General features: G+C 63.3%; 27 protein-coding genes and 1 tRNA gene. 17 read left to right on the forward strand and 11 right to left on the reverse strand.

What is annotated here, in order from left to right; translation table 11 throughout:
- The 17 genes from istB to ACTIF6_RS05240 form a co-directional block, all read left to right on the forward strand.
- A partial coding sequence (gene istB / locus ACTIF6_RS05160; protein WP_439586938.1) for an IS21-like element helper ATPase IstB occupies window positions 1-577 on the forward strand: 577 nt, incomplete at its 5' end.
- Window positions 578-776: 199 nt separating this feature from the next.
- Window positions 777-1,121, forward strand: a complete 345-nt coding sequence (locus ACTIF6_RS05165; RefSeq protein WP_439586939.1) for a hypothetical protein — start codon at window positions 777-779, stop codon at window positions 1,119-1,121.
- A gap of 1 nt (window position 1,122) precedes the next feature.
- Window positions 1,123-1,779, forward strand: coding sequence for a hypothetical protein (locus tag ACTIF6_RS05170; protein WP_439586940.1), 657 nt, complete (start codon window positions 1,123-1,125; stop codon window positions 1,777-1,779).
- Between the two features lie 30 nt (window positions 1,780-1,809).
- On the forward strand, window positions 1,810-2,409 hold the full coding sequence (locus ACTIF6_RS05175) for a hypothetical protein (RefSeq protein WP_439586941.1): 600 nt from the start codon (window positions 1,810-1,812) through the stop codon (window positions 2,407-2,409).
- Between the two features lie 97 nt (window positions 2,410-2,506).
- Entirely contained in the window at window positions 2,507-2,959 is a 453-nt protein-coding gene (locus ACTIF6_RS05180) for a hypothetical protein (protein WP_439586942.1), read from the forward strand.
- A 41-nt stretch (window positions 2,960-3,000) separates the two neighbouring features.
- Window positions 3,001-3,267 (forward strand): hypothetical protein, encoded by a 267-nt coding sequence (locus tag ACTIF6_RS05185; protein ID WP_439586943.1) that lies wholly within the window; start codon window positions 3,001-3,003, stop codon window positions 3,265-3,267.
- Window positions 3,264-4,181 (forward strand): DNA cytosine methyltransferase, encoded by a 918-nt coding sequence (locus ACTIF6_RS05190; protein ID WP_439586944.1) that lies wholly within the window; start codon window positions 3,264-3,266, stop codon window positions 4,179-4,181. The genes ACTIF6_RS05185 and ACTIF6_RS05190 overlap by 4 nt, the downstream gene beginning before the upstream one ends.
- Window positions 4,178-5,389, forward strand: coding sequence for a hypothetical protein (locus ACTIF6_RS05195; protein ID WP_439586945.1), 1,212 nt, complete (start codon window positions 4,178-4,180; stop codon window positions 5,387-5,389). Before ACTIF6_RS05190 ends, ACTIF6_RS05195 begins: the two co-directional genes overlap by 4 nt.
- Window positions 5,382-5,603, forward strand: a complete 222-nt coding sequence (locus ACTIF6_RS05200; protein WP_439586946.1) for a helix-turn-helix domain-containing protein — start codon at window positions 5,382-5,384, stop codon at window positions 5,601-5,603. Before ACTIF6_RS05195 ends, ACTIF6_RS05200 begins: the two co-directional genes overlap by 8 nt.
- Window positions 5,600-6,355: a hypothetical protein gene (locus ACTIF6_RS05205; RefSeq protein ID WP_439586947.1), complete on the forward strand. Its 756-nt coding sequence runs from the start codon at window positions 5,600-5,602 to the stop codon at window positions 6,353-6,355. The genes ACTIF6_RS05200 and ACTIF6_RS05205 overlap by 4 nt, the downstream gene beginning before the upstream one ends.
- Window positions 6,355-6,492: a hypothetical protein gene (locus tag ACTIF6_RS05210; protein WP_439586948.1), complete on the forward strand. Its 138-nt coding sequence runs from the start codon at window positions 6,355-6,357 to the stop codon at window positions 6,490-6,492. The genes ACTIF6_RS05205 and ACTIF6_RS05210 overlap by 1 nt, the downstream gene beginning before the upstream one ends.
- Complete coding sequence (locus tag ACTIF6_RS05215) at window positions 6,485-6,829, forward strand: hypothetical protein (RefSeq protein ID WP_439586949.1); 345 nt, start codon at window positions 6,485-6,487, stop codon at window positions 6,827-6,829. The genes ACTIF6_RS05210 and ACTIF6_RS05215 overlap by 8 nt, the downstream gene beginning before the upstream one ends.
- A complete protein-coding gene (locus ACTIF6_RS05220) occupies window positions 6,822-7,193 on the forward strand; it encodes a Lar family restriction alleviation protein (RefSeq protein ID WP_439586950.1) in 372 nt (123 codons plus the stop codon). Before ACTIF6_RS05215 ends, ACTIF6_RS05220 begins: the two co-directional genes overlap by 8 nt.
- Complete coding sequence (locus tag ACTIF6_RS05225) at window positions 7,190-7,402, forward strand: hypothetical protein (protein ID WP_439586951.1); 213 nt, start codon at window positions 7,190-7,192, stop codon at window positions 7,400-7,402. The genes ACTIF6_RS05220 and ACTIF6_RS05225 overlap by 4 nt, the downstream gene beginning before the upstream one ends.
- On the forward strand, window positions 7,399-7,728 hold the full coding sequence (locus ACTIF6_RS05230) for a hypothetical protein (protein ID WP_439586952.1): 330 nt from the start codon (window positions 7,399-7,401) through the stop codon (window positions 7,726-7,728). Before ACTIF6_RS05225 ends, ACTIF6_RS05230 begins: the two co-directional genes overlap by 4 nt.
- The gene (locus tag ACTIF6_RS05235; RefSeq protein WP_439586953.1) at window positions 7,725-8,213 is read left to right on the forward strand and encodes a DNA N-6-adenine-methyltransferase; all 489 of its coding nucleotides are present in this window, start codon (window positions 7,725-7,727) and stop codon (window positions 8,211-8,213) included. Before ACTIF6_RS05230 ends, ACTIF6_RS05235 begins: the two co-directional genes overlap by 4 nt.
- Window positions 8,214-8,370: 157 nt before the next feature.
- Window positions 8,371-9,315 (forward strand): tyrosine-type recombinase/integrase, encoded by a 945-nt coding sequence (locus ACTIF6_RS05240; RefSeq protein WP_439586954.1) that lies wholly within the window; start codon window positions 8,371-8,373, stop codon window positions 9,313-9,315.
- Window positions 9,316-9,407: 92 nt separating this feature from the next.
- Here the strand turns inward: ACTIF6_RS05240 and ACTIF6_RS05245 are convergent.
- From ACTIF6_RS05245 to ACTIF6_RS05295, 11 genes are all read right to left on the reverse strand, one after another.
- Window positions 9,408-9,482, reverse strand: a tRNA-Val gene (locus tag ACTIF6_RS05245).
- 57 nt (window positions 9,483-9,539) lie between these two features.
- Window positions 9,540-10,247, reverse strand: a complete 708-nt coding sequence (gene dnaQ / locus ACTIF6_RS05250; RefSeq protein WP_439586955.1) for a DNA polymerase III subunit epsilon — start codon at window positions 10,245-10,247, stop codon at window positions 9,540-9,542.
- Window positions 10,247-10,585, reverse strand: a complete 339-nt coding sequence (fdx, locus tag ACTIF6_RS05255) for an ISC system 2Fe-2S type ferredoxin (RefSeq protein WP_439586956.1) — start codon at window positions 10,583-10,585, stop codon at window positions 10,247-10,249. Before fdx ends, dnaQ begins: the two co-directional genes overlap by 1 nt.
- A 13-nt stretch (window positions 10,586-10,598) precedes the next feature.
- Complete coding sequence (hscA, locus tag ACTIF6_RS05260; protein WP_439586957.1) at window positions 10,599-12,470, reverse strand: Fe-S protein assembly chaperone HscA; 1,872 nt, start codon at window positions 12,468-12,470, stop codon at window positions 10,599-10,601.
- Window positions 12,471-12,505: 35 nt separating this feature from the next.
- On the reverse strand, window positions 12,506-13,024 hold the full coding sequence (gene hscB, locus ACTIF6_RS05265; protein WP_439587247.1) for a Fe-S protein assembly co-chaperone HscB: 519 nt from the start codon (window positions 13,022-13,024) through the stop codon (window positions 12,506-12,508).
- Between the two features lie 67 nt (window positions 13,025-13,091).
- Complete coding sequence (iscA, locus tag ACTIF6_RS05270) at window positions 13,092-13,415, reverse strand: iron-sulfur cluster assembly protein IscA (protein ID WP_291127139.1); 324 nt, start codon at window positions 13,413-13,415, stop codon at window positions 13,092-13,094.
- A 13-nt stretch (window positions 13,416-13,428) separates the two neighbouring features.
- Window positions 13,429-13,815 carry a Fe-S cluster assembly scaffold IscU gene (gene iscU / locus ACTIF6_RS05275; RefSeq protein WP_305339558.1) on the reverse strand — a complete coding sequence of 129 codons (387 nt, stop codon included), beginning with the start codon at window positions 13,813-13,815 and terminating at the stop codon, window positions 13,429-13,431.
- Window positions 13,816-13,827: 12 nt separating this feature from the next.
- A complete protein-coding gene (locus ACTIF6_RS05280) occupies window positions 13,828-15,045 on the reverse strand; it encodes an IscS subfamily cysteine desulfurase (protein ID WP_439586958.1) in 1,218 nt (405 codons plus the stop codon).
- A 34-nt stretch (window positions 15,046-15,079) separates the two neighbouring features.
- Complete coding sequence (iscR, locus tag ACTIF6_RS05285) at window positions 15,080-15,619, reverse strand: Fe-S cluster assembly transcriptional regulator IscR (protein ID WP_439586959.1); 540 nt, start codon at window positions 15,617-15,619, stop codon at window positions 15,080-15,082.
- A 243-nt stretch (window positions 15,620-15,862) separates the two neighbouring features.
- Window positions 15,863-17,983 (reverse strand): excinuclease ABC subunit UvrB, encoded by a 2,121-nt coding sequence (gene uvrB, locus ACTIF6_RS05290; protein WP_439586960.1) that lies wholly within the window; start codon window positions 17,981-17,983, stop codon window positions 15,863-15,865.
- Window positions 17,937-18,302, reverse strand: coding sequence for a DUF6172 family protein (locus ACTIF6_RS05295; RefSeq protein ID WP_439586961.1), 366 nt, complete (start codon window positions 18,300-18,302; stop codon window positions 17,937-17,939). Before ACTIF6_RS05295 ends, uvrB begins: the two co-directional genes overlap by 47 nt.
- Between the last annotated feature and the right edge of the window lie 19 nt (window positions 18,303-18,321).

The following is an 18,321-nucleotide window of genomic DNA, read 5'->3' on the forward strand; positions in this document are numbered from 1 at the left end:
ACGCCTGGAGCGCCTCTTGAAGACCGCCCGGCTGAAGGTCTCCAGCGCTTGCCTGGAGGACATCGACTGGCGGGGCAGCCGAGGCTTGAGTCGGGAAGTCATCACCAGCCTGGCCGGCGGGGACTGGCTGCGCCATGGCCACAACATCCTGCTCACCGGCGCCACAGGTTGCGGCAAAACATGGCTGGCGTGTGCGCTGGGCCAGCAGGCCGCACGCCTGGGCTTCTCGGTGCTCTACACCCGCGCACCGCGCCTGCTGGAGGAGCTGCATGTGGCCCACGGTGATGGAAGCTTTGGCAAACGGCTGGCGCAACTGGCCAAGCTGGATTTGCTCATCCTGGACGACTTCGGCATTGCCCCGATTGCTGCACACGAGCGCAATGACCTGCTGGAACTGCTGGACGACCGTGTGGGCACGCGCTCAACGCTCATCACCAGCCAACTGCCGGTGACGGCCTGGCACGCCTGGCTGGACGAGCCCACGCTGGCCGACGCCATCCTGGACCGCATCGTGCACGGCTCGCACAAGATGGCCCTCAAAGGCGAGTCCATGAGAAAGGTCGCCAAGGCCGCTTGAAGGACACCGACCGGCCACCGGTTCCACGCCGATGGCGGACACTTCGGCTACGATTTGCTCGTCACTCAGGACACCCGCGCAGCGTGTCCGCCATCGTCTGGAACGCTGTCCGCGATGGGAATGGAATCACTGTCCGCCATCAGTGGAATGCGCAACCTGCACGCTCAAGCACGAGGGCGGCCACTTCGAGACCGTGAGCATGGGCGGCCCACCCGATGCCGGCGGCGCAAAGAACGCCATCATGGCGCGCGCCTCCACGGTCACCTACCTCGAGCGCTACACGCTCAAGGCCATCACCGGCCTGTCCGAGCAGGACGACGATGACGACGGTGGCCACCGGCCCGGACAAGGCTCTGGCGACGGCTCCGAAACCGAGCCGCGTCACGAGCATCCCAATCTGCAGGCAGGCCGCGATGCCGCCATGGGCGGCATGGACTCGCTGACCAAATGGTGGGGCGGATTGACCGCGAAGGACCGCAAGGCGCTGCAGGGCGATTTTCCGGGCCTGCGCAGCGTTGCCCAGCGCGCGGACCGTGGAGGCTGACATGCAGAACCTCCGGATCCGCTGCAGCAGCATCGGCAAGCTCATGACCGAACCAAGGACCAAGGCCGAGGGGCCGCTGTCCGTGGGCGCCAAGACCCACATTCGCAGCCTCGTGAGCCAAGACCTGTTCGGCGTGGACTTCGAAGTCTCGAGCAAGGAAATTGAGAAGGGCAACCTGATGGAGCCCGAGGCCATCGCCCTGCTCAATCGTGTGCGCGGCCTGTCGCTGGTCAAGAACATCGAGTGGCGATTCAACGACTGGATCACGGGTGAAGCCGATCTGTTCGACGCTGGCGCGCGCCGCGGCCACGACCTCAAGTGCTCATGGTCCGTCGCCACCTTTCCCATCGCCCTCGTGGACTGCGAGGACAAGCTCTACGAATGGCAGATGCGCGGCTACATGTGGCTGTGGGATGCCGACTCATGGGAGGTGAACTACGCCCTGCTGTCCACGCCCGAACACCTGGCGCGCTGGGAACCCGCGTCCATGCACTTCGTGGACCACATCCCTGAGCACCTGCGCCTGACCACCTGGACCGTCACGCGCGACAAGGCGCTGGAAGAGGCGATGGTCGAAAAGATCAAGGCCGCGCGCGTGTACGCCGCCCAGGTTCTCGACGAGTTCACCACCGCCCACGCGCTGCCCCTTGCAGCCTAACCCCTTCCCCCACCAACCTGAAAGACCACCATGCGCCTTGAATTCGTTCCCAAGCACAAAGCCGTCATCGCAGCCATCGACATCCAGTCCCTCAAGCAAGGCCAGACCGATGTCGTGCCCGCTGTGGTCCTGCACTTGAAGTGCACCCTGGCCAACAGCACGCTGGCCCTGCTGGACAAGAAACTGCTGCCGTTCCTGTTCCAGAAGGGCAACGGCGCGGCCACCCAGCAGGCCCTCGAAGGCGTGCCCGTGGTCTCCGACATGCCGCAGCTCACCGACATTGCCGTGGCCGTGGGCGCCCTGCACTGGGCCGGCGAGCAGACCGGCGCCACGCTCAAGATTTACCAGGGCGTGACCGGTGACCAGGACATCACGCTCAGCGACTGCACGGTCCGCAAGGTGAAGGTGGAGCCCAAGGAAGGCGGCGCCGTCGAGTGGGACTTGCAGGTCTACACGTCCGACGTTGACCAGGAAACCATCGGCGCCCTCGGCGTCCTGAAATCCCTCACGCGCGACATCGAACTGATCCCCGCCGAGCCGGTGAGCCAGAAGCGCATCGACGAACCCGAAAAGCTCACGCCCGAAGCGGCGCTCAAGAAATCGGTCAAGACCGGCGCTGCCGTCGTCTGATCCCCCCTTATGGATCAGTCCCTCACCAAAGGTGGCAATCCCGCCGATCAAAACGAACTGGCGGTGTTGGGCTGATCCGCCCCAACTGGAGAGATACATGAATAAAGCTGAAACCCTTGCCAAAAAGCTCGGCAGCATGGCGTCGATGGATTTTGATGGCGTGCTCTTGGACAGCGCCGCCCACCTCCGAGCCCTCGATGAAGCGCTTCGCGATGCGATCGTCATTATTGATGGGGCACTTTACTGCGGCCACAAAATAAACGGCGGCGGAGAAGCGACATTGCTCCGACTGCGCTCAATTTGTGATGGAGCCTCCACAAAAGAAGCGCGCACGAAGACGCTTGAGAGCTATGCGCGCAGCATGTACGACGCTACCGGCGATGTGCGCGACATCAACCAGATGGTCATCCCGCGTCTGATCCTGCAGGAGTTCGACGCAAGCCACAAGAGGCAGGTAGAGGCGCTGCAGACTGCACGTCAATACGTCGGGGTAGGCTGGGTTGAAGAACAAATTGACACCGCCCTCGAACAAGCCAAGGCTCTGTCATGACCCATCCAAATGAAGCAGGGCATACGCCGGGACCGTGGGCCGTGAGTCAAAACACCAATTTCGTGTTTGGCAAAAAGCAAGGAATTGGCCTTGAGCCTCTCGGCTTCATCTACGGGCCTTCATTCGCGGAGGACTCAGAAGTTGGTCGCCGCGCGTTGGCTGACACGCGCCTATGCGCTGCCGCTCCTGATCTGCTGGAGGCGTTGGTTGGCTGCATCGAGCACATGGAGCACAGCACCGCCCAAGGCCGCGCTGCATATGTCGCGGCAATCACCGCCCGCGCCCGCGCTACTGGGAGTCCTCAATGACCGCCCCCCGGGCAATCGACCTCTTTGCGGGCGCTGGCGGTTTCAGCACTGGCGCCAAGATGGCCGGCTGTGATGTCGTGTGGGCGGCTAACCACTGGCCAGCGGCTGTTCAGGTTCACGCCAACAACCACCCCGACACCCTGCACGTCTGCCAGGATCTGCAGCAGGCCGACTGGACGCGAGTGCCGGCCCACGACATCCTCCTGGCCTCGCCGGCCTGCCAAGGGCACAGCCCAGCACGCGGCAAGGAACGTGCACACCACGACGCCATGCGCTCTACGGCCTGGGCTGTCGTTGATGCAGTCGAGTGCCACCGCCCCCAAGTCTTCGCGGTCGAGAACGTGAAAGAGTTCACCCGGTGGGTGCTCTACGAGGCGTGGTGCGCCGCCATGCACGCCCTGGGCTATGCGCTGGCACCCATGGTGCTGGACTCTGCTGATCATGGGGTAGCTCAGCACCGCCTGCGCCTGTTCATCGTGGGCACGCGAACGAAGCACCCGATCGAACTCAAACTGCCCCGCCGTCCACATTCCCCGGCATCCAGCGTTATCGACTTCGGAGCGGGTGAATGGACCCTCGTGAACGACAAGGTGCCCGCCACCCGCGCAAGGGCCTGCCATGGCCGCGCCAGGTTCGGCGAGCGCTTCGTGATGCCCTACTACGGCGGCGGTTCCGGGCTGACTGGTCGCTGCCTGTCACGCCCCATCGGGACCATCACAACGAAAAGCCGCTGGGGCGTCGTGGATGGCGACCGGATGCGCATGGCTTCGGTTGCCGAGAACCGCGCATTCATGGGCTTCCCGGACGACTACCAACTGCCCGATGGCGTGGCCGAGGCCAATTTCATGCTGGGCAATGCCGTCGTACCGATCGTTGCCTGCGACGTGATCACCGCCCTTAAGGAAACAGCATGACGAACAAACAAGACCTCCCACCGCTGCCCGCCGAAGTTGATTTGGCGGCAATGTACCGAGCCATGAAAGAGGCGCATCTGGCGTTGTCACTGTTGACGCCAGATATTCGCACCGGTCACTCAATGAAGGCAGCGGCAATGCTGGATGAGATCCTGAACGCGAAGCCACTCGAAGCCATCCGTTCTCACGAAGCAGAGAGGGGAGCCCACGCGTCTGCGGCTTGGGAAAACTCAGAGGGCTGGGAGTCCCTTGCTTGGGAGCTGTGCGCCGATGAAAACGGCGAGGAATCCTGCAACCAACTGATCTGGGAAGGCGGCCCAATTCCCGAACCATGGGGTGATCGATGGCTGAAATACGAGGATGAGGCCAAGCGACTGATCGCGCTCGTCAAAAAGCACTTGCCTGCCGAGGCCAGCAAGCCCGTGCAGGCCGAAGCGCCGAGCGATGCCGAGTTGAACAAGCTGGCCGAACACCACACCTGGTTCAACGGCTCGCACGCCATGACGAACTATCCGGCTTTTGCCCGCGCTGTGTTGCGGAAGTACGGCGCCACCCCTCCCACGGCCAGCCCTGCACCGAGCGATGTGCTGATCAAGCGCGCCGAGTGGGATGCGCTGACGCCGGGCGCTCAGACCGCGCTGACCGACTTGGTGCAACGGTATCGGCAGGCAGCGCCGCGCAACGCGTTGGATCGTGAGTTTGGCGGCGCAACACCCACGGCCAGCCCTGTGGGAGAGCGAGAGGCCCGGCTGAGCAGTGAGGTCGACGCCATCACAGAACTGAATCATGCCCAATGGCTGGCACTTGAAAACATTCGCTCGTTAGCCGCTCGCCACAGAAAAGAGGAATGGGCGCAACACACACTGCGCTGGTGTGAAGAGGCAGGCAATGCGGCCCGCACGCTTCGCGCCGCCCTCGCCACACAGCCGCAGGAGGTGCGGAAGCCCGTGGCTATCGCCGAAGGTGACAAGCTGTATTGGATTGCAGATCGCATGCCGACCGACGATCAGGACCGCTACCTCGCTTTCGTCGACCCGGCGCAGCCCGAGCAGGTGGCGCAGGATCTTACCGACGACGAAATCAACGGCATCTGGTGCGCCAAGGACAACCCTCAAATTAGCTCTGTGCTTTCGCCGTTTGGCATGGATCGCATCCGAGCCATCATCCGCGCTGCCCGCACCCGTGGTGAAGGAGCCAGCCATGGGTAAAGGAATTCCGGCCAGTTGGGACGCTGACATGGTCCGCACCCACATCCGCGAAAAGATCGAAGCCATGGGCGTGTCTCAGCGCGAATACGCCGACATCTGCGGTTACGACCACACCCACCTCTCCCGCGTGCTCAACGGCGAGAAGCTGCCCGGCAAAAAGATTCTCGATGCCGAGGGCCTGCACGCCGTCACCTACTACGAATACAAGTCATGACCACCACCCACCAAGACCTCTCCGCGCGCATCACAGCATACCTGAGCGGCGGCGGGCTGTTCAATCCCGAACTCGCCGACCATGACGCAGTGCGCGACCTGTTGATCGAATGCCGCGCAGCCCTTGAAGCCGCCTCTCAACCACCGGGAGCGGATTGGCCGATCGACATGGTGCTGTTCTGCCCGAACTGCGGGAAGCAGCACATCGACGCACCAGAGCAGGTGAACGAGGCGCGGCCTGTTCTCTACGCAGACGCTTGGACCAACCCGGCGCACCGCTCACACCTGTGCCACGACTGCGGATGCATCTGGCGGCCTGCCGACGTGCCCACCAACGGCGTGGCTTCTGTGAAGACGAAAGGCAGTGCAGACACCTGGCCCCCCGCTGCGCGCTTCGCCGCCCTCTCCGCACCATCACCAGCTCTGGCTCCAGTGGTGCAGGGGGAGGTGATCAAAGCTCACATGGCGCTGGTGCTGGTGTACGCGCAAAAGCTTATGTCCACTCCCGGAGATTCCAGGGTGAATCTCGCAGCGTGGCAGGCGGTCGAGAACAGTGCTCGAGCCCTCGCCACCACCCAAGCAGCAGAGCAGCGAGAGCCGCAGAAGCCGCTGACCGATGCCCAGATCGAAGACCTGCGCCGAGACACGTTCAGCACCAACAACCCCTATTGCCCGGTGGACAGCAAGTCGATGCGAAAGGCTGTCTGGGCTGCTGAGCGCGCCCACGGCATCGGCGTGAAGGGAGCAACGTGATGTTCATCTACACCATCGGCGACATCCTGGTCTTTGCCGTTTGGGCGATCGTCATCCTCTTCTGGATCGGTGTCTTGTCCTACGTGAAACTTCAACGATGGCGTGAGCATCGACGCAAGGGAGCAGGCCATGAATGAAACCAAGAATGCGGTGATCGAGAGCGTGAAGCTCACCAGTGACGACCACGGCTGCTTGTCCGCTTGGCTGTTCCTGGACTACGGTGGCAGCGGTCAAGGATTTGGTGGCTACTCGCTCTACCTGCCGAAGAGCTTCACGCACCACAAGATGAACGGCCCCGCCGGACACTTCATTTGGCGCTGCATGGAGGTCGCAGGCGTCACCGAATGGAGCAAGCTGCCCGGCAAGACCATCCGTGTGCGCGGCGACCGTGGCGGCATCGAAGCCATTGGGCACATTGTCAAAGACGACTGGTTCTGCCCGCGCGCCGACTTCGAGGGAGCAGACCATGGCTGATCGCCCGTATCCGGAACTGCTGCCGTGCCCGTTTTGCTTGACCAGCAATGTGCGTATCCACCCCCGCACTTGCGACCGCAAATCACCATACGACGCCAGAGACCGAGCCTTCCCGGTAGCACGGTGCGCATGTGGAGTCAGCGTCGATGGAAAGGATTGGGGTGACGAAATCACAGCCATCGAAGCCTGGAACCGCCGCGCTGCTCCTGCGCCTGGTGGGGAGGACCTCAAGGATGCTGAGCGCTATCGCCACCTGCGCGAAATTGGCATCTGGATCGACCCCAACAAGTACGCCAAGGCCCGCCGCGTGCTCGACAGGTTCGTGGACGAATCTATCGCTGATGTTGAAAGGGCAAAGCCATGAGCATGTCGCCGCATGAACAAGACGGCTGGGACGCCTCGCTTTTCGACATGCAAGCCGACCTTGCAAAGCGTGCCGTCAATGAGTGCGTTCGGCTGCGCGCGCGGGTTCGCGAGCTGGAGAGCGCCATCAAACAACAACCGTCCACCCTGACCGGCCTTCAGGACCGCGTGACGATGCTAGAGCAGCTTTTGAAAGCGAGGTCGTCATGACCCACCCCGCCCCATCAGATAGCGAGCGCGCCAGCTTTGAGGCGTGGTACGAGTCCAATGCCATGCCCTGCGAGGCCGACTGGTTCGCCCGCGATCCATCTGACCCAGACGAGTACAAGCACGCCGACACGGCAGCAGCATGGGAAGGCTGGCGTGCCCGCGCCTCTCTACCTGCACCCACAGGGTGGCAAATGGTGCCAGTGGAGCCGACGCCGGAGATGTGCAGAGCGCTGTTCCGAAATCTTATCCACGCGGACGATGAGGCAAGGGTTATCAAAGCTGTGCTGTCTGCCGCCCCCTCTCAAGATGAAGGGAAGACCAAATGAGCCTGTCCGGCCATCAAAGCGCAGCCATGGGCAAGGACGAATGGCTCACGCCACCCGAGATCCTGGAACGGTTGGGCGCTTTCGATCTCGATCCCTGCGCGCCAGTCAACAGGCCGTGGCCCACCGCAGCGCGCCACCTGACCATTGAGGACGATGGATTGGCGCACCTATGGCATGGCCGGGTCTGGTGCAATCCGCCGTTCGGCAAAGAGGCCGTCAAGTGGCTCCGTCGCATGGCCAAGCACGGCAACGGCGTGGCACTGATCCCTGCTCGGACCGAAACCGCCATGTTCTACGAATGCGTCTGGGGTGTCGCCCACTCGGTGCTGTTCATCCGGGGTCGCCCTCATTTCCACCATGTCAGCGGCGAGCGCGCTTCGTTCAACTCTGGCGCCCCAATCTGCCTTGTCGCCTATGGCGGCCCTCAGCACCTGCCTGACGCCGGCTTGGGCTTTGTTGCCGCTGCTACCCAGGAGAAGACATGACCGACCTGACCAGGCAACAGCTTTGCGCTGAGCTGACCGTCAGCGAGTCCACGGTGCGCCGCTGGGAGGTTGACGGCCTGCCATACACTCCGATCGGGCGCCGGGGGAAGCGTTACAACCTGGACGAAACACGGCGCTGGCTGCGGGAGCATCAAGGATGTCAATCTGGATCGACAAAGACGGTCGCCGCCACATCGGCCTTATGGTCGGCGGGAAGAGAGTTCACCGAATCATTCCGGAAGGCACATCTGCGCGTGATGCCAAGCGCATCGAAGGCGAACTGAGGACCGCCCTCGGCAAGGGCAAAGGGCCGGTGATTCCCGGCGATCCCATGATCATCGAGGTGTTGGGCCTGTACCTGCAGCACACCAGCACGATGCGGAGCCCGGAAACCGCCGTACACCACGCCAACCGGATCGGCCCATGGGCTGAGGGCTTCCGCGCCAGCGATGCGCGCCAGTGCGCCGCCACGTTCGTGGCAGAGGCTCAGGCATCCTACAAGCCGGCCACGATCAACCGCAGCTTGGGCGCACTCAAGAAGGCGCTGAACCTCGCCTGGGAACGCGGCATCACACCGGAGGACTACGGCGCACAGGTCAAGCGCTTGCCGGAAAACAACCAGCGCGACACGCATTTGTCCGTTGCACAGGTCAAGGCCATCGCCGACCACGCCAGCGAGCAGGTGCGCACAGCCATGTGGGTATCGCTGTTCACGGGGTGTCGGCGCGGAGAGGTGTTGAAGATCGCGCCCAACGACATTGGTGAGGACACGATTACCATCCAGGCGGGAAACACGAAGACGCTGCGCACGCGCATCGTGCCTATCATCCCTGCCCTGCGCCCGTGGCTCGGCCGCCTTCCGCTGGAGATCAACTTCGAAGGCTTGAAAACAGGGTTCCGCCGTGCGCGCGAAAAGGCGGGGATGCCTGATGTGCATTTCCACGACCTGCGGCATTCCTGCGCCACCATCCTCATTGCCAATGGTGCCGACATCTACACCGTGGCAAAGATCCTGGGGCACACCACCATCAAGACGACCGAGCGGTATGCGCACCATGACGTGGATGCTCAGCGTGCAGCTTTGGCCAAGGCCTTTGCCTAAATTACACAGGCAATTACACAGGGCCGGCGAGCAGGCAAGAAAAAAGCCCCGGCGATTGTGTCGCAATGGCTTGATTCAAAAGGAGAAATCCTTGGTGGGCGGTGCAGGGTTCGAACCTGCGACCCCTGCCGTGTGAAGGCAGTGCTCTACCACTGAGCTAACCGCCCGATTGATCTGGACCGATCTTTCGGAAGCCTCAGATTATAGCCGGGTTTCGGACCCCATCAGGCCGCCTGCAGCGCGCGCCACAAGGTCTTGCCCTTGCTCGCCTTGTCCAGGTCGGCCAGCAGTGCGTCGTGCGCCTGGGTCTCTTGTGCGTTGGCCAGCAGCACGGGCAACTCGAATCGGCTCAGGTCCACCTGCTCAGACACGCCGCCCTCGCCGGGGCTGTCGCCCAGATCGATCAGCAAGGCGTCCTGCCCGCGAGTCATGTTGATGTAGACATCGGCGAGCAGTTCGGCGTCGAGCAAGGCGCCGTGCAGCGTGCGGCCTGAGTTGTCCACGCCGAGCCGGTCGCAGAGCGCGTCCAGGCCGTTGCGCTTGCCGGGGAACATTTCCTTGGCCATCACCAGGCTGTCGGTGACCTGGCCGATGACGGTGTGGATGGGCGACATGCCCAGGCGCTGCAGTTCCTTGTTCAGGAAGCTGATGTCGAACGGCGCGTTGTGGATGATCAGCTCGGCGTCGCGCAGGTACTCGAGCAGTTCGTCTGCGATGGCAGCGAACTTGGGCTTGTCTTTCAGGAACTCGTTGCTGATGCCGTGCACCTTGAGCGCGTCCTCGTGGCTGTCGCGCTCGGGGTTCACGTAGAAATGCAGGTTGTTGCCGGTGAGCTTGCGGTTGAGCAGTTCCACGCACCCGATTTCGATGATGCGGTCGCCGTTTTCGGCGGAGAGTCCCGTAGTTTCCGTATCAAGGACGATTTGACGCATCAGTGATTTTCCTTGGCGTGGTTGATCGAGTACTTGGGAATCTCGACGGTCACGTCGGTCTGGGCCAGCAGCGCCTGGCAGGACAGGCGCGAATCGGGTTCCAGGCCCCAGGCGCGGTCGAGCAGGTCTTCTTCCGTTTCGTCGAGTTCGTTCAGGCTGTTGAAGCCTTCACGCACGATCACGTGGCAAGTGGTGCACGCGGCGCTCATGTCGCAGGCATGCTCGATGTTGATCCTGTTGTCCAGCAAGGCTTCGCAGATCGAGGTGCCGGCGGGCGCCGTGATGGAGGCACCTTGGGGGCAGTACTCGGGATGGGGGAGGATCTTGATCGTGGGCATGGAGATGGATTGCTCAAACTTCTTCGAGTTTCTTGCCGGAGAGGGCCTGCTGGATGCCACGGTTCATGCGCAGCGCCGCGAAGGACTCCGTGCCCTTGGCGAGCGCGGTGGTGGCGGCTTCGATGGCCGCAGCGTCTTCGCCACCGACCGTCGCCGCCAAGGCCGTCATCAAGACGTCGATCTGCTCCCGCTCAACGGGCGTGAGCAGGTCGGCGTCGGCCGCCAGCGCGGTTCGCGTGGCGGCGATCATGCGATCGGCGTCGACGCGTGCCTCGACCAGTGCACGCGACTGGATATCCTGCTCGGCGGTGGCAAAACTGTCCTGCAGCATGGCGGCGATCTGCTCGTCGCTCAGGCCGTAAGCGGGTTTCACGTCCACCTTCGCTTCCACGCCACTGCCCTGCTCCCTGGCGCTCACCGAGAGCAGCCCATCGGCATCGACCGTGAATGTGACGCGAATGCGCGCGGCGCCGGCCACCATGGGCGGAATGCCGCGCAGTTCGAAGCGCGCGAGGCTGCGGCAGTCGGCCACCAGGTCGCGCTCACCCTGGACCACGTGCAAGGCCAGCGCCGTCTGGCCATCCTGGTAGGTGGTGAAGTCCTGTGCGCGCGCAGTGGGGATGGCGCTGTTGCGCGGCACGATGCGCTCGACCAGGCCACCCATGGTTTCGATGCCCAGCGAGAGCGGGATCACATCGAGCAGCAGCAGGTCACCGTCGCGGCTATTGCCGGCCAGGGCGTTGGCCTGAATGGCAGCGCCCAGGGCAACCACCTCGTCAGGATTGAGGTTGGTCAGCGGTTCCCGTCCAAAAAAGTCACCGACCGTGCGACGGACCACCGGCATGCGGGTGGAGCCACCGACCATGACCACGCCTTGAACTTCATCCTTGGCCACACCCGCATCCCGCAGCACCTTGCGCACGGCGGTGATGGTGCGGGCGGTGAGCGCGCTGGTGCAGGCTTCGAAATCGGATGGTGCGACGGCTTGCTCGATCGGGCGCCCCGCCACGCTCACGCGAAAGGTCTCGCTGGCCGTTGATGACAGGGCTTCTTTCACACGCCGAGCCTCGGCATGGACCGCTGCTCGCTCGGACGCATCGAGCGGCGTGCTCATTCCCTGCTGCGCCAGCACCCAGGCCGCCAGGGCCTGGTCGTAGTCGTCGCCCCCCAATGCCGAATCGCCACCGGTGGCCATGACCTCGAACACGCCTTGGCTCAGGCGAAGGATGGAGATGTCGAAGGTCCCGCCGCCCAGGTCGTAGATGGCGTAGACGCCCTCGGATCCGTTGTCCAGGCCGTAGGCAATGGCGGCGGCCGTCGGCTCGTTGATCAGGCGCAGCACGTTGATGCCGGCGAGTTGGGCTGCGTCCTTGGTGGCCTGGCGCTGGGCATCGTCGAAGTACGCAGGCACGGTGATCACCGCGCCATACAACTCGTCATCGAAACTGTCCTCGGCGCGAAAGCGCAAGGTAGCCAGGATTTCTGCGCTGACTTCCATCGGCGTCTTGCGGCCAGCCACGGTGTCGACCACGGCCATGCCGTCCTGCTCGACCACGTTGTAAGAGAGCTTGTCCGCGTCCACCACCTGGGCACGGCTGCGGCCCATCAGGCGCTTGACCGAGCTCACCGTGTTGGCGGGATCCTGTACCTGCGCTGCCAGCGCTTCAAAGCCAATCTGCCGACCGGAACCCCCTTGAGCCGGGTCGAGGTAGCGCACCACGCTGGGCAGGATCACACGGCCATCGGCGTCAGGGAGGCATTCCGCGATGCCGTGACGCACGGCCGCCACCAGAGAATGCGTGGTCCCCAGATCGATGCCCACGGCGACCCGGCGTTGGTGCGGGTCGAGGGATTGGCCGGGTTCGGAAATCTGCAGAAGCGCCATGGATGAGAAATCAGTCAGGAACGGGAAACAGCCGGCTATTGTCCCAGCAGTTCGATCCGGTTCTCCACATCGCTGGCAAAGCGCTCAACGAACATAAGGGCTCTGACCTGGCTGGCCAGTGCGGGCCAGTCGTGCCGCTCGTCGGCCGTGGCCTGCAGGCCCTTCAGCATCGTGCGGCGCGTGGCGGCCACCTCGTCGGCCATGCGTTCCAGGTCGGCGAGGCCGTTGGCCTCGTCCAGGTCTTCGCGCCACTGCATCTGTTGCATCAGGAACTCGGTGGGCATGGCCGTGTTGTTCTCGGCCTCGATGGGTACGCCATGAAGTTCGCAAAGATACGCCGCGCGCTTGAGCGGATCCTTGAGGCGTTGGTAGGCCTCGTTGATGCGAACCGACCACTGCATGGCCTGGCGCTGCGACGGCGCGTCGGCCGTGGCATGGCGGTCGGGATGCACTTCGCGCTGCAGCGTCTTCCAGCGCTCGTCGAGCGCGGCGCGGTCGACCTCGAAGCGCGGACTCAAGCCGAACAGCTCGAAGTCGTTCGATTGAAGGTTCAGGCTCATGGAAAGCAAAAGCCGCCAGCACTGGACAGCACGGGCGGCTTCGTGAAAAAGGACAGACGCATCAGATTCTGAAGCTCTCGCCGCAACCGCAACGGTCGCGCTCGTTCGGGTTGTTGAAGCGGAAGCCTTCGTTGAGGCCTTCGCGCACAAAGTCGAGCTGCGTGCCGTCGATGTAGGCCAGGCTCTTGGGGTCTACCAGCACCTTGACGCCGTTGTCCTCGAACACCACGTCTTCCGGTGCGATCTCGTCGGCGTACTCCAGCTTGTAAGCCATGCCCGAGCAACCCGTGGTCTTCACACCCAGGCGCACGCCCACGCCCTTGCCACGCTTGGCGATGTAGCGGTTGACGTGCCGCGCAGCGGCTTCAGAAATCGAGATGGCCATGGGAACCCGGGACTCAGTTCAGATGTTTCTTGCGGTAGTCGTCCACAGCCGCCTTGATGGCGTCTTCGGCCAGGATGGAGCAATGGATCTTCACGGGCGGCAGCGCCAGCTCTTCAGCGATCTGGCTGTTCTTCAGCGCGGCGGCCTGATCCAGCGTCTTGCCCTTCACCCACTCGGTCACGAGCGATGACGAAGCAATGGCCGAACCACAGCCGTAGGTCTTGAAGCGCGCGTCCTCGATCACGCCCGTGGTCGGGTTCACCTTGATCTGCAGCTTCATCACGTCGCCGCAGGCCGGTGCACCCACCATGCCGGTGCCCACCGAGTCATCGCCCTTTTCGAACGAGCCGACGTTGCGGGGGTTCTCATAGTGGTCAACCACTTTTTCTGAATAAGCCATGGTCTTTCTCCTTCAATGCGCTGACCACTGGATGGTGGACAGGTCAATACCGTCTTTGAACATTTCCCACAGCGGGGAGAGCTCGCGCAACTTGGCCACGTTTTCCTTGATGGTGGCGATCGCGTAATCGATCTCTTCTTCGGTCGTCCAGCGGCCGATGGTCATGCGCAGGCTGCTGTGGGCGAGTTCGTCGCTGCGGCCCAGGGCGCGCAGCACGTAGCTGGGTTCGAGGCTGGCCGAGGTGCAAGCGGAACCCGAAGACACCGCCAGCCCCTTGATACCCATGATGAGCGACTCGCCTTCGACGTAGTTGAAGCTCATGTTGAGGTTGTGCGGCACTCGGCGCGTTTCGTGGCCGTTGATGAACACCTCTTCCACATCCCGGAGGCCAGCGACCATGCGGTCGTGCAGGGCCTTGATGCGCTGGTTTTCTTCATGCATCTCGGCCTTGGCGATGCGGTAGGCCTCGCCCATGCCCACGATCTGGTGGGTGGGCAGCGTGCCCGAACGCATGCCACGCTCGTGACCGCCGCCATGCATCTGCGCCTCGATGCGGATGCGCGGCTTGCGACGCACGTACAGGGCACCGATGCCCTTGGGGCCGTAGGTCTTGTGCGAGGTGAGGCTCATCAGGTCGATCGGCAGCGTCTGCAGGTCGATGTCCACGCGGCCGGTGGCCTGGGCCGCGTCCACATGGAAGATGACGCCCTTCTCGCGGCAGATCGCACCGATGGCCGCGACATCCTGGATCACACCGATCTCGTTGTTCACGAACATGACCGAGGCCAGGATGGTGTCGGGGCGGATAGCGGCCTTGAAGACCTCGAGATCGACCAGACCATCTTCCTTCACATCAAGGTAGGTCACTTCAAAACCCTGGCGCTCCAGTTCTCGCATGGTGTCCAGTACGGCCTTGTGCTCGGTCTTCACCGTGATGAGGTGCTTGCCCTTCGTCTTGTAGAAGTGGGCGGCGCCCTTCAGCGCCAGGTTGTTGGATTCGGTCGCCCCGCTCGTCCAGACGATTTCGCGAGGGTCGGCACCGATCAGCGCAGCCACCTGCTCGCGCGCCGTCTCCACCGCCTTCTCCGCCTCCCAGCCCCACGCATGGCTGCGCGAAGCCGGGTTGCCGAAATGCTCACGCAGCCAGGGAATCATCGCGTCCACCACCCGCGGGTCGCAGGGGTTGGTGGCGCTGTAATCCATGTAGATGGGGAAGTGCGGAGTGCTCATGGCTTGAAGAGAGTTTTTTGATTCGTGCCAGGTCTTACTTCGTGGACAACGCGGCTCCGCCCAGGGCAAACACCGAATTGGGGGCGTTCACACGGATCGGCTTGACCACCGGCGCGCTGGAGATGGCGCGCTTGATCATCGGCGCGTTTTCCACCACCACGCCCTTGGCGAGCTGCTCGTCCACCAGCGACTGGAGGGAAACGGAGTCGAGGAAATCGACCATCTTGGCGTTGAGCGCGGCCCAGAGTTCGTGGGTCATGCACCGATGGCCCTCACCAAGGCAATTTTCCTTGCCGCCACATTGGGTGGCGTCGATGGGTTCATCCACCGAAACGATGATGTCGGCCACCGTGATGTCGACCGCCTTGCGACCGAGGGTGTAGCCGCCGCCGGGGCCGCGGGTGGATTCCACCAGTTCGTGACGGCGCAGTTTGCCGAACAACTGTTCCAGATAGGAAAGCGAAATCTGCTGACGCTGGCTGATAGCCGCGAGCGTGACGGGACCGTTGTTCTGGCGCAGGGCCAGATCGATCATGGCGGTGACCGCAAAGCGGCCTTTGGTCGTGAGGCGCATATTCAAGCTCCTTGATGTGTTGGCTTGACCGTCGTGGCATGGTTCAAGGCCTGCAAGCACCCTTTGAACCCCTTCTCCACCCACCCCGACCTGTTGAAGGTCTTTTGATTGAAGGCTTTCCCGACTGTTTTCGTCGAGTATAGCGTAAACCCGAATGATTTGCTCGGCGACGGTGCGCCACCGAGCAGAACACACCCCTGCGGGTGCCAATGAACTTGTTCGATCAGTCCGGGACTGATGAGTTCAAGTCGGGCTGTCCAGCCCCGGAGCGCCGAACACCTGCGCCTTGAGCCGACCCAGCTGGTCTCGCACGCCAGCCGCTTTTTCGAACTCGAGGTTGCGTGCGTGTTCGAGCATGAGCTTTTCCAGGCGTTTGATCTCCCGCGCCACGTCCTTTTCGCTCATGTCGTCGAAGCTGGCGCGGTGGGCGCTCTCTGCGGCCAGCCGATCGGCTTCCTTTCCGGCCTTTTCGCTGTAGACGCCGTCAATCAGATCCTTGATCCGCTTGTTGATGCTGCGCGGCTCGATGCCCATGGCCAGGTTGTGCGCGATCTGCTTGGTGCGGCGCCGGTTGGTCTCGTCCATGGCTTTCTGCATGGAGTCGGTCACGCGATCGGCGTACAGGATGGCGCGGCCGTTGAGGTTGCGCGCCGCGCGGCCAATGGTCTGGATCAGGCTGCGCTCGGAGCGCAGAAAGCCCTCCTTGTCCGCATCCAGAATGGCCACTAGCGAGACCTCGGGAATGTCCAGCCCCTCGCGCAGCAGGTTGATGCCCACCAGCACGTCGAACGAGCCCAGCCGCAGGTCGCGCAGGATCTCCACGCGCTCGACCGTGTCCACGTCGCTGTGCAGGTAGCGCACCTTCACGCCGTTCTCGGTCAGGTAGTCGGTGAGCTGCTCGGCCATGCGCTTGGTCAGGGTGGTGATGAGCACGCGCTCGTTCTTCTCCACCCGGATGCGGATTTCCTGCAGCACGTCGTCCACCTGGTGGATGGCCGGGCGCACTTCGAGCTCCGGATCCACCAGACCGGTGGGGCGCACCAGTTGTTCCACCACCTGTCCCGCGTGGGTCTTTTCGTAGTCGGCCGGTGTGGCGGAGACGAATACCACCTGGCGCATGCGCTGCTCGAACTCCTCCAGCTTGAGGGGCCGGTTGTCCAGCGCGCTGGGCAGGCGAAAGCCGTATTCCACCAAGGTGGTCTTGCGCGCGCGGTCGCCGTTGTACATGCCGCCGAACTGGCCCATGAGCACGTGGCTCTCGTCCAGGAACATGATCGCATCCTTGGGCAGGTAGTCGGTGAGCGTGGACGGCGGTTCGCCCGGTCCGGTGCCGGCGAGATGGCGCGAGTAGTTCTCGATGCCCTTGCAATGCCCCACTTCGCTGAGCATTTCCAGATCAAAGCGGGTGCGCTGCTCCAGTCGCTGGGCTTCCACCAGCTTGCCGTCGCCCACCAGTTGCTTGAGCCGGTCGGCCAGTTCCAGCTTGATGGCTTCCACCGCGTGCAGCACCTGTTCGCGCGGGGTCACGTAGTGGCTGCTGGGGTAGACCGTGAAGCGCGGGATCTTCTGGCGCACCTTGCCGGTGAGTGGATCGAACAGTTGCAGCGTTTCCACTTCATCATCGAACAGCTCGATGCGGATCGCCATCTCGGAGTGCTCGGCGGGAAACACGTCAATGGTGTCGCCGCGCACGCGGAACTTGCCGCGCGAGAAATCCTGCTCGTTGCGCGCGTACTGCATGCGCACCAGCTGGGCGATCAGGTCGCGCTGGCCGATCTTGTCGCCGGTGCGCAGCGTCATCACCATCTGGTGGTAGCTCTCGGGCTTGCCGATGCCGTAGATGGCCGAGACGGTGGCCACGATCACCACGTCGCGCCGTTCCAGGATGCTCTTGGTGCAGGAGAGCCGCATCTGCTCGATGTGCTCATTGATCGCGCTGTCCTTCTCGATGAACAGGTCGCGCTGCGGAACGTAGGCCTCGGGCTGGTAGTAGTCGTAATAGCTGACGAAGTACTCGACCGCGTTCTTCGGGAAGAACTCGCGGAACTCGCTGTAGAGCTGCGCGGCCAGGGTCTTGTTGGGCGCGAACACGATCGCCGGGCGGCCCAGCCGCGCGATCACATTCGCCATGGTGAAGGTCTTTCCCGAGCCGGTCACGCCGAGCAGCGTCTGGAACACCTCGCCGTCGTTCACCCCTTCCACCAGTTGGCGAATGGCCTCGGGCTGGTCGCCTGCAGGTGGATACGGCAGGAAAAGCTCGAACGGCGAGCCAGGAAACTTCAGGAACTCGCCCTCCGGGGGCGATTCGTTCAGGCCCTCAGGCAGCGGGTCTTTCGGCGTCGGCGGCAGTGTCGTCTGGGGCATCGGGAGATTGTGCCGGATGGTTGCGGTCAGCATCGGCCCTCGGTCTGCGCACTCCCGGTTTGGCGAGGATTTCCACGTAGGCCTGCGCCCCACCCTCACGCGCCACGGCGTCCAGCTGGCCGATCAGGGCCGAGAGGTGCACCACCTCCGCCGTCTCTTTGGTGGCACCGAAGCGGCAATCGAAATCCAGGAAATCCACGCCTTCGGGCAGTTCGCGGCGGCGTTCGCGCTTGAGGTACTTGCGGATCTCGTGCTTGACGGCTTCGAGCACGCGGTCGCGGTGACGGCCTTCTTGGGTCAGGGGGAAGATTTTTCTCATGGCGGTCGGTCGGGCGCAG

Source organism: Hydrogenophaga sp. (assembly GCF_051860785.1).
Taxonomy (GTDB): domain Bacteria; phylum Pseudomonadota; class Gammaproteobacteria; order Burkholderiales; family Burkholderiaceae_C; genus Hydrogenophaga.

Bases quoted from the DNA above. Each gene is read 5' to 3' on its own strand.
- ACTIF6_RS05165 (WP_439586939.1), top strand. From the start codon at position 777: ATGGGCGGCCCACCCGATGCCGGCGGCGCAAAGAACGCCATCATGGCG.
- ACTIF6_RS05170 (WP_439586940.1), top strand. From the start codon at position 1,123: ATGCAGAACCTCCGGATCCGCTGCAGCAGCATCGGCAAGCTCATGACC.
- ACTIF6_RS05190 (WP_439586944.1), top strand. From the start codon at position 3,264: ATGACCGCCCCCCGGGCAATCGACCTCTTTGCGGGCGCTGGCGGTTTC.
- ACTIF6_RS05200 (WP_439586946.1), top strand. From the start codon at position 5,382: ATGGGTAAAGGAATTCCGGCCAGTTGGGACGCTGACATGGTCCGCACC.
- ACTIF6_RS05210 (WP_439586948.1), top strand. From the start codon at position 6,355: ATGTTCATCTACACCATCGGCGACATCCTGGTCTTTGCCGTTTGGGCG.
- ACTIF6_RS05195 (WP_439586945.1), top strand. From the start codon at position 4,178: ATGACGAACAAACAAGACCTCCCACCGCTGCCCGCCGAAGTTGATTTG.
- ACTIF6_RS05240 (WP_439586954.1), top strand. From the start codon at position 8,371: ATGTCAATCTGGATCGACAAAGACGGTCGCCGCCACATCGGCCTTATG.
- iscR (WP_439586959.1), bottom strand. From the start codon at position 15,619: ATGCGCCTCACGACCAAAGGCCGCTTTGCGGTCACCGCCATGATCGAT.
- uvrB (WP_439586960.1), bottom strand. From the start codon at position 17,983: ATGCCCCAGACGACACTGCCGCCGACGCCGAAAGACCCGCTGCCTGAG.
- ACTIF6_RS05235 (WP_439586953.1), top strand. From the start codon at position 7,725: ATGAGCCTGTCCGGCCATCAAAGCGCAGCCATGGGCAAGGACGAATGG.
- ACTIF6_RS05220 (WP_439586950.1), top strand. From the start codon at position 6,822: ATGGCTGATCGCCCGTATCCGGAACTGCTGCCGTGCCCGTTTTGCTTG.
- hscA (WP_439586957.1), bottom strand. From the start codon at position 12,470: ATGGCGCTTCTGCAGATTTCCGAACCCGGCCAATCCCTCGACCCGCAC.
- dnaQ (WP_439586955.1), bottom strand. From the start codon at position 10,247: ATGCGTCAAATCGTCCTTGATACGGAAACTACGGGACTCTCCGCCGAA.
- fdx (WP_439586956.1), bottom strand. From the start codon at position 10,585: ATGCCCACGATCAAGATCCTCCCCCATCCCGAGTACTGCCCCCAAGGT.
- ACTIF6_RS05205 (WP_439586947.1), top strand. From the start codon at position 5,600: ATGACCACCACCCACCAAGACCTCTCCGCGCGCATCACAGCATACCTG.
- iscU (WP_305339558.1), bottom strand. From the start codon at position 13,815: ATGGCTTATTCAGAAAAAGTGGTTGACCACTATGAGAACCCCCGCAAC.
- ACTIF6_RS05180 (WP_439586942.1), top strand. From the start codon at position 2,507: ATGAATAAAGCTGAAACCCTTGCCAAAAAGCTCGGCAGCATGGCGTCG.
- iscA (WP_291127139.1), bottom strand. From the start codon at position 13,415: ATGGCCATCTCGATTTCTGAAGCCGCTGCGCGGCACGTCAACCGCTAC.
- ACTIF6_RS05230 (WP_439586952.1), top strand. From the start codon at position 7,399: ATGACCCACCCCGCCCCATCAGATAGCGAGCGCGCCAGCTTTGAGGCG.
- ACTIF6_RS05280 (WP_439586958.1), bottom strand. From the start codon at position 15,045: ATGAGCACTCCGCACTTCCCCATCTACATGGATTACAGCGCCACCAAC.
- ACTIF6_RS05215 (WP_439586949.1), top strand. From the start codon at position 6,485: ATGAATGAAACCAAGAATGCGGTGATCGAGAGCGTGAAGCTCACCAGT.
- ACTIF6_RS05295 (WP_439586961.1), bottom strand. From the start codon at position 18,302: ATGAGAAAAATCTTCCCCCTGACCCAAGAAGGCCGTCACCGCGACCGC.
- ACTIF6_RS05225 (WP_439586951.1), top strand. From the start codon at position 7,190: ATGAGCATGTCGCCGCATGAACAAGACGGCTGGGACGCCTCGCTTTTC.
- ACTIF6_RS05175 (WP_439586941.1), top strand. From the start codon at position 1,810: ATGCGCCTTGAATTCGTTCCCAAGCACAAAGCCGTCATCGCAGCCATC.